A 12,561-nucleotide genomic window follows, 5' to 3' on the forward strand; every position below is an offset into this window, starting at 1 on the left:
AAATCCCGTCAGGCCAGTCGCTCAGCGAGCCACCTCCAGCTGCCACACCACGGCGGTTGAACGACCACGCGGATCCCTCCCCGTCCGTGTCAGGGCGCTTGACCGTGCTACTCGATACATCGCCGCCGATTGCGTACCGTCCCCGGATCCGAGATCCCCGTCGCGTCCGGCGCCCCGGACCTCCGTGGTCAGCCGACAACCACACCGCCCGGGCTGTGTGCTTCGGCGAGCTGCTCAAATACTTCGGTGTTGAACCGATAGGCGCACAGGACCTCCGCGATGACGCGCTCACGTTCGTCCTCAGCCCAGGGCGCGTCGTCCAGCTGCTCGCGGTAGGCGTTCTTGAACTCGGTCGGGTCGGCGACATCGTCGAAGACATAGAAGCGGGCGCCGTTGGTGTCGAATCCGAATTGGCGCTTGATCACTCTGCCGATGTGGAGGCCGCCGGAGAGGTCGCCGAGGTAGCGCGTGTAGTGGTGCGCGACGAACCCGCCCGGCCACGTTTCCGCAACCTGCTCGATCCGCGTCGCGTAGCGTGCCGTCGCGTCGAGGGCGGTGATCCGGTCGCGCCAATCGGGTCCGAGCAGGAACTCCAGATCGGCTTCGATGGCGGGCAGGCGGGTGAGGCGGTTCGTGATGAATCGCGCCGCGATGGGATCCTCGCGCATCCGGTCCGCGCCGGACTCGAGGGCGGCGTAGATGAAGAAGTGCTGGGCGACGAGCGCGATGTAGTCGTCGCGCGAGCGCTCACCGCGCAGCAGAGACGACATGAACCCGGCGCCCTCGCTGGAGGAGTGCGCGTCCTTCGTGCGCTCGCGGATCAGGGCCGAGAGGGGGAGGGGAGTCGTGTCTGTCATGGTGTGGGTCTGTCGTCCTCACCGCCGCACGCAGGTGCGGCGTTCTACGGCTGATGTGGTCAGTGCGGCCTGGGCGTGACGTCGAGTTTCACGCAGGCGGCGTCGTACAGGGCGACGACTTCGCGGCGGACGGACGGCCGATCCGTGATCGAACCGCCAGGCCACGACACACGGGCCGTCGTCGTCGACCCGTCGCTGGCGACGATGCTCCATTCGCCCCCGTCGCCATCGAAGCCGGTCATCGTCGCACTCGCGGCGGATGAATCGACGAACGCTCGAACGATCAGGGCATTGTCGTCTCGATGGTCGTCGTTCATATGCCGGAGCACGGCATCGACGACGTCCGCAGGGAACTGATGTGTCATGGCCTGGCACCTCTTTTTCGTTCTCCGACACAGTCGCGCCAGATAGGTTAGCCAAACCTTACTCGATCTGATCGGCGCGTGAGTGTCGAGGTTGCAGTGCCCCGAGAAGAGGGTTGCGGGTGATCCAGGGGTCGCTTAGGGTGACCTTAGTTAGGTTCACCTGAGTAGCGATTCGCCCACGGGCGCATCGGGGCTCGGAAGCAGAACTGCCTGAGGCCGGGTATCGGCCGAACCGAGTTGGCGGAGCGAGCGCCCTCCCTACCAAGAAGCAGCGCCCGCTCCCAGCCGCCGGCCTCAGGCTGACACGCGCCAGTGGCGCGCCTGAAAACAGCGGGGCCGCGCGGCCACGCTGATTCTACCTTTCGGAGGAAACGGAATCGCATGGCAGAGACAGCATCGATCACACCGCCGTCCGTGCGCGGCGCACAGCGCAGGAGGCGAGCGGTCGGCCTGCTGGCCACCGCTACATTGGCGCTCGGAGGGGCGATCCTCGCCCCGATGGCCGCGCACGCGGCCACGCAGCCAGAATTCACGGCCGACGTGACCGAGATCGCGAACGAGCGGATCGATATCGCGATCGAAGGTGACGGCTACGGCGACGTCCAGGCGCTGCCGGGGCAGACCGAGCCGCACGTGTACTTCACTCTGACGGAGAAGGGATCGGATCTGTCGGAGGTGGGTCAGGCGGACACCGCGATCTCCGCGGAGGTCGCGCCTGACGGCACGGTCAGCGATGTCCTCTCGGTCCCGGGAGCCGAGCTGGAGGAGGGCACGGCGTACGAGGTGATCTCGTGGCCGTCCCGCTCGTTCCCGACGGAGGCAAACCTCTATGCCCGTGCAGACGTCACGATCGACTGGACGGCACTCTTCCCCGCGGAAGCGCAGCCGCAGCCGGCGCAGCCGAGTTTCACGGCGGATGTAACGGAGGCCCCGAACGAGGGGATCGACATCGCGATCGAAGGCGCGGGATACGACGACGTGCAGGTGCTGCCGGGGCAGACCGAGCCGCACGCGTACTTCACGGTGGTGGAGAAGGGCTCTGAACTCTCGGACGTGAGCCAGACGGACACGGCGATCTCGGCATCGATCGAGGCTGACGGAACGCTCAGCGATGTTCTGTCGGTTCCGGCTGACGAACTGGTGGAGGGCGCCTCGTATGAGGTGATCTCGTGGCCGTCGCGATCCAATCCGAGCGAAGAGAACCTGTACGCCCGGACCGACATCACTATCGACTGGGCTGCTCTCTTCCCCGGCGCGGAGATCCCGGGTGGGGAGATCCCCGGTGAGGAGACCCCGGGGGAGGAAACTCCCGGAAACGAGACCCCGGGCGAGGAGATCCCCGGTGGGGAAGAGCCCGGTGAGGAGACTCCCGGCGAGGAGACTCCGGGGGAGGAGACTCCCGGAAACGAGACCCCGGGCGAGGAGATCCCCGGTGGGGAAGAGCCCGGTGAGGAGACTCCGGGGGAGGAAACTCCCGGCGAGGAGACCCCCAGCAACGAGACCCCCGTCACCGTCACGATCACCGGCGCCGACGGCGAGGCCGTCTCGTCTGTGACGCAGGGCGACGCCATCGAGTTCGCCGCCGGGCCGGTTGCAGCGGGATCGCAGTTCACCGTGACCGTCGAATCTGATCCTGTCGTGCTGGAGGCCGCGACGGCGGGAGCGGACGGCGTCGCTTCGACGACGTGGACCGTCCCCGACGACTTCGAAACGGGCGAGCACACGGTCACCTTTGCATCTGCGGACGGCTCAGATTCGTACAGCGCCGCTTTCGAGGTTCGCGCGGACGGAAGCCCGGACGACGATGCTCAGAATGACGGTGCCGCCGGTGGCGTCGCCACCCCGAGCGCGGCGACGAATGGCGGCGGAGGGAGCGGATCCCTTGCCGCGACCGGCACGGACGCCACCAACGTCCTTGTGGGGATCGCGGGTGTTCTGACGCTGCTGGGAGCCGCCGTCCTGGTGGCGAGCCGCCGCGCGAGCGCCGGCAGCGTTCGCTGACGACAGCACCTGCTGCATCGGCTCGCGATCCGATCCGTTCTCCGGCGGCGACACCGCCGCCGGAGGACGGGCCGTGTCGTGCGGCAGCCGACGCGAAGGTCCGCGGCCGATCCGCGGATCCGCGATGAACGTATGAACGACGACCGACTGAGAACAACCGGGAAGTGATGCACTGTGGCGAGATCCGTGTCCGTGCGCGGGGCTGTCAGCGTGCTGGCCACCGCGGCGTTGGTTTTCGGAGGGATGCTTCTTGCCCCGCTGGCCGCGCACGCGACGACCGCAGCGGATCCCTCGGTCGAGCCGGCGGAGGTCGCGAACGAGACGACACCTCCCTCATTCACGACGGCGGTGACCGAGATCCCCGATGAACGCATCGAAATCGCGATCGACGGCGCGGGCTTTGGCGACGTTCAGGCGCTGCCCGGCCAGGACGGTCCCCATGCATACTTCACGGTGATCGAAAAGGACTCGGATCTGGCGGCCGTGGAAGACACGCAGGCATCGATCTCTGCGAGCATCGACGACGACGGCAGGATCAGCGACGTTCTGTCGATCCCTGCCGAAGACCTGGAAGCATCCGGCAGCTACGAAGTCATCTCGTGGCCGTCGCGATCCTTCCCGACGGAGGCGAACCTCTACGCCCGCACCAACATCACCATCGACTGGGCCACACTCTTCCCGGCTGGCGAGCCGGAAAGGGCGGCTGTCTCCCTCTCCGCGAGCTCCTCCTCTGCGTATATCGGTGAGGAGATCACGCTGAGGGCGAAGATCGCCCCCGACATCGCCGGCATCGTCACGTTCTGGAACGGAGAGGATCAGCTCGGCCACTCGGTGCAGACAGTCCACGGCACCGCCGAGATGACGACGAAGAAACTGCCGCTCGGCGAACACAGCATCACCGCCCGTTTCGTCCCGGAGGCCGAAGACGCTGCGGAGTCCGCCTCCGAGAGCGTGTCGATCACGATCAGCGAACGCTCGGCGGAAGGCAGTCTGCAATGGGGCGTGAAGAGCAACTTCCGCAGCTACGTGACCGGCGATATCGCGGGCGGCAGGATCACCGTCGCCGGGGGAGCGGAGCAGGCTGACGGCAACGGGGTGCTCACCTTCCCGCAGGCTTCCTCCGGCAGCACCTGGGACGGCGAGTTGGGAACAGTCCAGTACGCGGGCCAGGTGACATTCTTCGGCCACAGTGGCGCCCTGAACCACACCATCGCGAACCCGTCGATCCGGATCACGGGCCCGGAGAGCGCGGAACTGCGGATCGACTACGACGGCAGCACGATCGAATTCGCGAGCATCGATCTCTCATCGGCCACGCGACTCGAACTCGATGGCGGAGCGGTGCGCTTCCGCAGCGCGCCCGCGACACTCACGCGCGCGGGTGCGCAGTTCTTCTCCTACCAGGGGCACGAGTTCTACAGCGCCGGAGAGCCCCTCGACCGGGTGACGTTCACGATCGGGCAGGCCAGCGATACCGGCGTCGCCGACTCTCCGAATACCCAGGATCATCGCGCCGACGAAGCCCCGAATCCGCCTCAGGATCCTCCGGTGCCTGCGACGGCGGAGAGCTCGGCGACGGCCGGCTCATTGCGGTGGAGCGTGTCGAGCGCGTTCGTCGCCTACACCACCTGCGAGGGCAAGGAACGCTTCGGATACAGCCACTGCGCCCAGGGCAGCGTCTCGACCAGCGGCGTCGGCGAGGGGTATCTCTTCCCGCAGGCGACCGGGAGCGACTGGGACGACGAGAATCACACGGGAACGATCCGCTACTCGGGGGTGGTGAGCTTCCAGGGATACGGCATGACGATGTTCTCCGTGTCGAACCCGGCCATCACCGTCCACAGCCCGGCATCCGCCACGCTGCACACGGGGAACACCGCGAGTTTCGGGGCCTCCTCGTATCCGCTCGACCTCTCCTCCGCGTCGAAGACCGAGGGGGAGAACGGGGCGGTCACCTGGACGGGCGTCCGTATCGAAGGCTCGCTCACGGGAGGCCCCGGGGTCGGCAGCTCGAACAGCGTCGGCTTTGACGAGCTGACGTTCACGGTTGGCGCGGCGAGCGCCGAGATGTTCGGCTCGACGTCGGCTGGCGACGAGGACAGGAACTACTCGGCTGCGGATACCGCTCCGAGCGTGACGGGGCTGGAAGTCCTCACCTCCGCCGAGCGGATCCACTCGGGCGGCCGCATCCAGGTGCAGGCAACCGGGTTCGAAGCGGATGACACCGGGGTCCTCGTCGTGCTCTACGGCAACGGTGACGACACGGGGCCGATCGTGCTCGATGAGGATGCGAGCGCCGACGCCGACGGTCTCGTGCGCTGGTCCGGCACCCTTCCCGACGACGTCACGGGTGACCACGTCATCACCCTGCAGGGCAGCATCGATGCCGGTGCCGAGATCACGATCCTCGAGCCGGAAGGATCCCTCTTCGCAGGTACGGCGGATCTTGCTCCGCCCGCAGGCGGGGACGTGACGCCTGTCGCACCGGGGCAGCTGGCTCCGGCGGGCGGCATGGGGCTGTGGGAGTGGTGGACGATCGCCGCGAGCCTCGTCGCGATCGCCGGATGCACGTCGATCCTCGCGATTCGGCAGCGGCGCGCCGACCGGCCCGTTGTTGCGGCTGCGTAGCCCCCATGTCCGTCAAACCTCGGAGAGAGAAGGACCCCGTGAATCCTCGTTTCCTCATGCGCGCCGGCGCGGTGGCGACCGCTCTATCAATCGGTGCCGTGCTCGCGCCGCCCGCCGCGCCCGCAGTCGCGGACGCGGCGACCGGCTGCGAGGTCACCGGCGGCACTCTCGCCTGGGGCGTGAAAGAGAGCTTCCGAGCGTACATCAGCGGGACGATCGCCAATGGTTCGTGGGAGACCTCGGGCGGCGCCGAGTACGACACGCCGCAGTTCCGCTGGAGCGGCGCGACGGGGAGTTTCGACCCCGAGACAGGAGTCGGCGCCGCGTCATTCGTCGGGACGGTGCATTTCACCGGCCACGACGGAGTGCTCGACCTCACGCTCGCGAACCCGACGATCGAGTTCGACGGGCAGGGCGATGCCGCGCTGCTTCTCGACGCGCGGAGCAACGATATGGAGGGCGAGATCGCCGTCGACGCAGAGCAGGAATGGGTCGGCGACATCAGCGCCGACCCGGATCTTCCGCCGGGTGGCGGGGAACTGGTCATCGACGATGCGCCGGTCACCCTGACGAACTCTGGAGCGGGAGCCTTCGCCGGATTCTATGAGGCAGGGGCGGATCTCGATCCGCTCGCGCTCACGCTCGAGCTCGGCGCCTGCGATGCCGCCGCTCCCGCCGCGTCGGTGGACGACGGCGTGCAGGCAGAGGCTGATCAGCCGCAGGCACAGTCCCTCGCCACCGCGCCGAGTGACGTTCCGTGGTTTCCGATCGGTGTGGGCGGCGCCGCGCTGCTCATCATCGGTCTCACTGCCGGCCTGCTGATCGGAGGCCGCCTTCCCCGCTCCGGTGTCGCATCGCGCGACGCGAGCGGCGGGGAGCAGTCGGGAGATGCCCCATGAGCGCGGGATTGCCCCGGCGGCTCTTCACCATCGTCGCGGCTCTCGCCGTCGCCATGGCGTTCCTGGCCGGATGTGCCGAGAGTGGCACCGGCGACGAGGCGACGGAGTCCGAGCCCCGCCCCGACTTGAGTGAGCTCAACGCTCTCGACGACCCCCGCGAATATGAGGGAGCATCGACCGCGACGCTCACGCAGAACGAGATCCATCCGGTTGCGGAGAACCCAGAGCAATCGCTCCCCGCCACGGTCACCTCGTATCGCCAGGACGGCACCGAGGAGCAGATCCAGATCACCGACGCGAGCCGCGTCGTCGCCGTCGACCTCGCGGGCTCGATCGCTGCCAGCATCTGGGCGCTCGGCTTCGGCGACACTCTGGTCGGACGCGATCAGTCCACCACCTTCCCCGGGACCGAGGGCATCGAGGCGGTCACCTCGGGCGGGCATACGGTAAACGCGGAGACGGTCATTGGCCTGGCGCCAGACGTCGTGATCACCGACGGCACGGTGGGCCCGCGCGATGTCATCGAACAATTGCGCGACGTGGGCATCGCCGTCGTGTTCGTGAAGAACGACGCATCGTTCCGGGGGGCCGAGGAACTGGCCCGACAGGTCGCCGCGGTCTACGGGGCCGCCGAGGCGGGCGAGCTGCTCGCCGACCGCATCCGCCACGAGGTCGCCAGCACTGTCGATGAGGTTGCGGCACTGGCACCCGCGCAGGACGAGGATCGCGTGCGCATGCTGTTCCTCTACCTGCGCGGCGGCGCAGGCGTCTACTACATGTTCGGCTCGGAATCCGGCGCGGACGAGCTGATCGATGCGCTCGGCGGGGTGGATGTGGCGGGCGAACTCGGCTGGGAAGGAATGAGGCCCATGACCGATGAAGCGCTCGTCGCTGCCGACCCCGATCTGATCCTCACCATGACTGGCGGCATCGAATCGGTCGGCGGCGTCGAGGGCCTTCTTGAGGAGAAGCCGGCGATCGCGCTCACTACCGCGGGGGAGCACCATCGCATCGTCGACATGGATGACGGCGCTGTTCTCTCCTTCGGGCCGCGGTCTGCCGAGGTGATCGATGCGCTCGCCCGCGCCGTGTACGCGCCACAGGTCACGGACGGTGACGGGTGACGATATCCGAAACCACGACGCCTCCGAGTCCGCAGCTCAACGATTGCGCCGGGCGCGGCGTGCCCGTGATCGCGGTGACCTCCGTGCTGCTCGTCGTCGGCGCGGTCCTGGCAGCGAGCCTGGGACAACTCCCCATCGGTCCTGGGGAGATCGTCGGATCGATCGTGCGCGCCGTCGGGATCGACAACGACGCGGCTCCGGACGACCGCCTCATCGAGCAGACGCTGTGGCAGATCCGCTTCCCGCGGGTCGCGATGTCGCTGCTCGTGGGCGCGACTCTCGCGGTCGCGGGCGGCGTGATGCAGGCCATCTTCGGCAACCCCCTGGCAGAGCCGGGCGTCGTCGGCGTCTCTTCGGGAGCCGCGCTCGGCGCGTCCGCCGCGATCGCCTTCGGTCTGTCGGGATTCGGGGGCTGGACGGTCGCCACCTTCGCCTTCCTCGGCGGGCTCGTCGCCACCCTCATCGTGTACGGAACGGCCCGCGCCCAGGGCAGAACCGAGATGGTCACCCTGCTCCTCACCGGGATCGCGATCAACGCGTTCGCCGGGGCGGGGCTCGCCCTGATCATGTTCCTGGGAGACACGCAGAGCCGGGAGCAGATCATGTTCTGGCAGCTGGGATCCATCAACGGTTCGCGCTGGAACGAAGTGTTCGTCGTCGCCCTCGTGGGGCTCGTCGCCGCGGCGATCGCGATCCGCCTTGCGCCGCAGTACGACCTCCTCGCCCTCGGCGACCGCACCGCAGCGCACCTCGGCGTCGGAGTGGAGCGTCTGCGCATTCTGTCGGTCGTGCTGGTGGCGCTCTTGACCGGCGTCGGCGTCGCCTTCGTCGGCATCATCGCCTTCGTCGGTCTGGTCGTCCCGCACCTGGTGCGCATGATCCTCGGTCCCTCGCACCGCAGGCTGCTGCTCGTCTCGGCGCTGGGCGGAGCGACTCTGCTCGTCTACGCCGATCTGCTGGCCCGCACACTCGTGGCGGCGTCCGATCTGCCGATCGGCATGCTCACCTCGCTGGTGGGCGGCCCGTTCTTCTACTGGCTTATTCGCCGCAACCGCCGCAAAGCAGGAGGGTGGGCATGAGCAGCATGATGCGGCCCAGCGCGCTGAAGGCGGAACAGGTGATGTACGGGATCGGCGGATCGCGCATCGTCGCGGGCGTCGATCTCGACGTGCGCTACGGCGAGGTGCTCGCGCTCGTCGGACCGAATGGTGCAGGGAAGTCCACGCTCCTCGGCTTGCTCGCCGGGGACATCCCGCCGACATCAGGGATGGTCGTGGCGGGCGGGCGACCGTTGCCAAAGTGGTCTCCGAGGGAGCTCGCGCGAACGCGTGCCGTTCTGCTGCAGGCCAACCAGGTGGCGTTCTCCTTCACCGCACGGCAGGTGGTCGAGATGGGGCGGGCGCCGTGGGGCGGTACGGATCATGCCGCCGACGAGCGCGCCATCGCCGCGGCGATCGCTGTCACCGACACCGCCCACCTGGCCCGCAGGATGTTCCCGACGCTCTCCGGAGGGGAGAAGGCGCGTGTGTCGCTCGCGCGTGTGCTGGCGCAGAACACTGCGGTCGTGCTGCTCGACGAACCGACCGCCGCACTAGATCTGCAGCATCAGGAACAGGTACTGCGCATCGCCCGAGACCTCGCGTCCCGCGGGCGTGCCGTGGTCGTGGTTCTGCACGACCTCTCGCTGGCCGCGGCCTACGCGGATGAGATCGCCATGCTGCACGGCGGGCGCCTCGTCGCCCGAGATGCACCTCGCGCGGTGCTCACATCCGAGCGCATCGAAGCCGTCTACGGAACGCCGGTGAACATCCTCGACGACCCCGGGACGGGGGCGCCGGTCGTCCTGCCACGACGCGGACTCTGACACCTCGCCGCACCGCCCCTCGGCTGCTCAGCCTCCGATTCTCATCGGTGCAGAACAGTCGAGAGGCGGGATCCGGAACCGTGGTCAGTGCGATCCGTCTCGCGAACGGCGTGCCCGCGCCATCATCGAGAGCACCAGGCCGATCATCAGGAGCGCCGCTCCGACGGGCAGAAGTGCGATGCCATCCGTTCCGGTGCTCGGAAGGGGCTCTCCGGTCGGTTCGTCGGACCCTGGACCGGCAGTCGGGTCTCCGGGACACGGCGCCGGCGTCGGCTCTTCGGGACACGTTGTCGGCGTCGGCGTCGGCGTCGGCGTGGGATCCGACGTGGGCGTTGCCGTGGGGTCCGGTGTCGGGTCGGGCGTCGGCGTGGGGTCCGGTGTCGGGTCCGGTGTCGGCGTGGGATCCGGTGTCGGGTCGGGCGTCGGTGTCGGGTCCGGTGTCGGCGTGGGGTCCGGTGTCGGAGTTGGCGTGACCACAGGACGGTCGTCGTTGGTGACAGTGCACGTTGTGCTGCTGCCGCGGCTCAGGTTCACGGTGTCCTGATCGACGGTGACAGGCTGGCCAGCATCGTCGACGCAGCTCCACCCGAGACTGTCGTATCCTTCGGGTCCTGACTCACCCAGGGTGTACACCCCGGGAGTTACCGCGATGTCCTCAACCAGGGGCGACTCTGCGGCGCCTTCGAACGACGTCGGACCGTCGGCGGTCAGCTGGAAATCGGAAGCTTCCGCGACGCCGCCGTCGTCATTGATGACAACCTTGACGAGTGAGAGGAAGGTCGGGCATGACACTTCGTTCGTCATTTCGACCTGCGTGAACGGGAGGCCCGCGGTCGTCGAGTACGGCAGCTCCGCGTCGATGGGCGCGCCGTCGACCTCCGTTACTCGCGCCTGCGTGACGGAGCATTCTGCGGGTAGCTCCCATGTCTCGTCGATCATGAGACTCTCGTCGACGTCGTAGCCTTCTCGGGCTTCGCCCCACGGCTGTGTGCTCAGGACCGTCTCACCGGGGCCGGTCAGCTCGGCCCGGGCCAGGAACTCTGCGGGCTGGGAGCCCTCGGGGTATGTTTCGCCATCGATCACCCAGACCTTGTCGACCACGACTCCGGCGGATGGCTGGTTGTAGATGGTGCAGGAGACATGCGCGGCATTCGGCACGTCGACGATGAAGCCGGGATTCGTCGGGTCGTCGACGTTCGTGACCCCCACTCGGTCCCGGGTTGTCGGATCGGTGCAGATGGCGTTCTGTCCCCCGGGGGAGACCATCGTGAAACCTGGCTGTTGCGACTCGGTGATCGCGATGGGTGCTGTCTCGACGCCAGAGGGGTACCCCACATTGAAGCTGACGCCACCGGTCCCGTCCGCAGTCGTTGTGGCCGTCGGCGGTTCGACGACCGCTCCCGTCACATCGGTGGTCGCGGCGAACTGCCATCCTTCTCCCGCGGGTACGGAACCCGTGATGTCGTCGCCCGTGTTCTGCGCCGGAACGATTTCTTTGAAGACGCTGACCGAGCCCTCACACTGCGAGAGGACAAGATCGCGGAGGGCCTCACCGGCTGCTTCGTAGTCCACGGCATCCATGTAGTCCGCCTCGAGGATGTTGCTTCCGACGAAGCGGGTGGGGCCGGAGAGCGCTCGCAGATTGAGACGCGTCGTGTCGTCGACGCCGCTCCCGACGCCGACGGCGAGAAGGCGGGTTCCCTGCGCCTTGACAGCGTTCGCTGAGTAGATGCCGTTCTCAACGTCTCGGAAGTGGGTGGTAGACCCGCTTCCGAGAAGGGGGTCGTCGCTGAACCGTGTGGGGTTTCCGTCGGTAATGACAACGGCGATCTCGTAGTGAGGATCGGCCTGCGCGACCGCCCAGATGCCTTGATCCCAGTTCGTCCCGCTTCCCGTGGACCAGCCGGCATACGCCGACTTGAACTCATCGGCGGCCTGTTGAGTCGAGACGTTCTTCAACTCGGGCAGATTCGATCCGACGCTGGAGCTTGGCGAGGACCGGTCGAATGAGAACACAGCCATTCGGGACGGCGTACCAACGAGGGAATCCGTGAAGGTGTCCGCAGCACCCTTGAGCTCGGCCAGTTCGCTCGTGCTGACCGACGCGGACAGATCGAACACGAGGGCGATATCCAGGCCACACCGCTCGGGCAGTGGGGGGTTGGTGCGAGATTGCTGCCAGACTCCCTCAGAAGAAGTCTGCGCGCTACCGCTCGCCCCGGTCCCGAACATGAAGTCCGACGTCGAGCTATACGTCTGGCCCGCTTGGAGCTGCGGAGTCTGGAACCTATAGGGGTTGTTGACCGACCCTGATCCCGACCCCGCACCCGTGCGCAACGAGGGATTCGTGTACCAGCCGGTGGGCGCATCGATCTGCCGTACCCAGAACCGGGAACCGTTGTTGTCGCCTCCGGATGTGGTGCCCGGAACGACGAAACTGCAGTCACCGTCGGCGTCGGATTCGCACACGCCCCAAACCGGGTCGACAGGGTCGGCCGCGTCGGCAGTCGCGAAGAGTCCGAGCGTCACTCCTGCAAGAGGGGTCACCGTGCGGGTGCCGCTGCGGTCTGCTCCCACATCGACCGTGACGACCGACTCGTCAGACGTGGGTGTGGGAACGCTCGCGGGAGCGATGTCGACATCCGCCTGTACGGGGGCAACCCCTCCGCCGATCCCCAACCCGACGCCTGCCACAAGAAGGGCCGCGAACGCTCGGCCGTATGCGCCCCGAAGGATTCTCATCGATGTTTCCCCCCTGAATCCTCCACTAGCTGGTGGACTCAGATAACAGGTTTTCACAGTTTCCTTCAAGTGTCGATGCTT

9 protein-coding genes are annotated in these 12,561 nt (G+C 67.5%); 6 read left to right on the forward strand and 3 right to left on the reverse strand.

The genetic code is table 11. The annotated features are described in order from the left end of the window. Positions 1-188 precede the first annotated feature (188 nt). Together C0012_RS14685 and C0012_RS14690 are read right to left on the reverse strand one after the other, a co-directional pair. Positions 189-857 (reverse strand): biliverdin-producing heme oxygenase, encoded by a 669-nt coding sequence (locus C0012_RS14685; protein WP_110590422.1) that lies wholly within the window; start codon positions 855-857, stop codon positions 189-191. Positions 858-916: 59 nt separating this feature from the next. Continuing rightward, positions 917-1,222, reverse strand: a complete 306-nt coding sequence (locus C0012_RS14690; RefSeq protein WP_110590423.1) for a DUF2470 domain-containing protein — start codon at positions 1,220-1,222, stop codon at positions 917-919. Positions 1,223-1,603: 381 nt separating this feature from the next. Between C0012_RS14690 and C0012_RS14695 the strand changes: the two genes are divergently transcribed. The 6 genes from C0012_RS14695 (at position 1,604) to C0012_RS14720 (ending at position 9,738) form a co-directional block, all read left to right on the forward strand. After that, positions 1,604-3,223, forward strand: coding sequence for an LPXTG cell wall anchor domain-containing protein (locus C0012_RS14695; RefSeq protein WP_162621955.1), 1,620 nt, complete (start codon positions 1,604-1,606; stop codon positions 3,221-3,223). A 210-nt stretch (positions 3,224-3,433) separates the two neighbouring features. After that, positions 3,434-5,851, forward strand: coding sequence for an HtaA domain-containing protein (locus C0012_RS14700; RefSeq protein ID WP_162621956.1), 2,418 nt, complete (start codon positions 3,434-3,436; stop codon positions 5,849-5,851). 38 nt (positions 5,852-5,889) lie between these two features. Further along, positions 5,890-6,750 (forward strand): HtaA domain-containing protein, encoded by an 861-nt coding sequence (locus tag C0012_RS14705; protein ID WP_162621957.1) that lies wholly within the window; start codon positions 5,890-5,892, stop codon positions 6,748-6,750. Further along, positions 6,747-7,874, forward strand: coding sequence for a heme/hemin ABC transporter substrate-binding protein (locus C0012_RS14710; protein WP_110590427.1), 1,128 nt, complete (start codon positions 6,747-6,749; stop codon positions 7,872-7,874). Before C0012_RS14705 ends, C0012_RS14710 begins: the two co-directional genes overlap by 4 nt. 59 nt (positions 7,875-7,933) lie before the next feature. Next, positions 7,934-8,953: a FecCD family ABC transporter permease gene (locus C0012_RS14715; RefSeq protein WP_232527961.1), complete on the forward strand. Its 1,020-nt coding sequence runs from the start codon at positions 7,934-7,936 to the stop codon at positions 8,951-8,953. Further along, a complete protein-coding gene (locus C0012_RS14720; RefSeq protein WP_232527955.1) occupies positions 8,950-9,738 on the forward strand; it encodes a heme ABC transporter ATP-binding protein in 789 nt (262 codons plus the stop codon). Before C0012_RS14715 ends, C0012_RS14720 begins: the two co-directional genes overlap by 4 nt. An 84-nt stretch (positions 9,739-9,822) precedes the next feature. Here C0012_RS14720 and C0012_RS15605 read toward each other — a convergent pair whose 3' ends face one another. Next, positions 9,823-12,480, reverse strand: a complete 2,658-nt coding sequence (locus C0012_RS15605; RefSeq protein ID WP_110590429.1) for a VWA domain-containing protein — start codon at positions 12,478-12,480, stop codon at positions 9,823-9,825. Between the last annotated feature and the right edge of the window lie 81 nt (positions 12,481-12,561).

Origin of the sequence: Microbacterium suaedae, assembly GCF_003254645.1 — a bacterium.
Taxonomy (GTDB): domain Bacteria; phylum Actinomycetota; class Actinomycetes; order Actinomycetales; family Microbacteriaceae; genus Microbacterium; species Microbacterium suaedae.

Coding starts and splice junctions, on each gene's coding strand:
- C0012_RS14710 (WP_110590427.1), top strand. CDS start 6,747: ATGAGCGCGGGATTGCCCCGGCGGCTCTTCACCATCGTCGCGGCTCTC.
- C0012_RS14695 (WP_162621955.1), top strand. CDS start 1,604: ATGGCAGAGACAGCATCGATCACACCGCCGTCCGTGCGCGGCGCACAG.
- C0012_RS14720 (WP_232527955.1), top strand. CDS start 8,950: ATGAGCAGCATGATGCGGCCCAGCGCGCTGAAGGCGGAACAGGTGATG.
- C0012_RS14685 (WP_110590422.1), bottom strand. CDS start 857: ATGACAGACACGACTCCCCTCCCCCTCTCGGCCCTGATCCGCGAGCGC.
- C0012_RS14690 (WP_110590423.1), bottom strand. CDS start 1,222: ATGACACATCAGTTCCCTGCGGACGTCGTCGATGCCGTGCTCCGGCAT.
- C0012_RS15605 (WP_110590429.1), bottom strand. CDS start 12,480: ATGAGAATCCTTCGGGGCGCATACGGCCGAGCGTTCGCGGCCCTTCTT.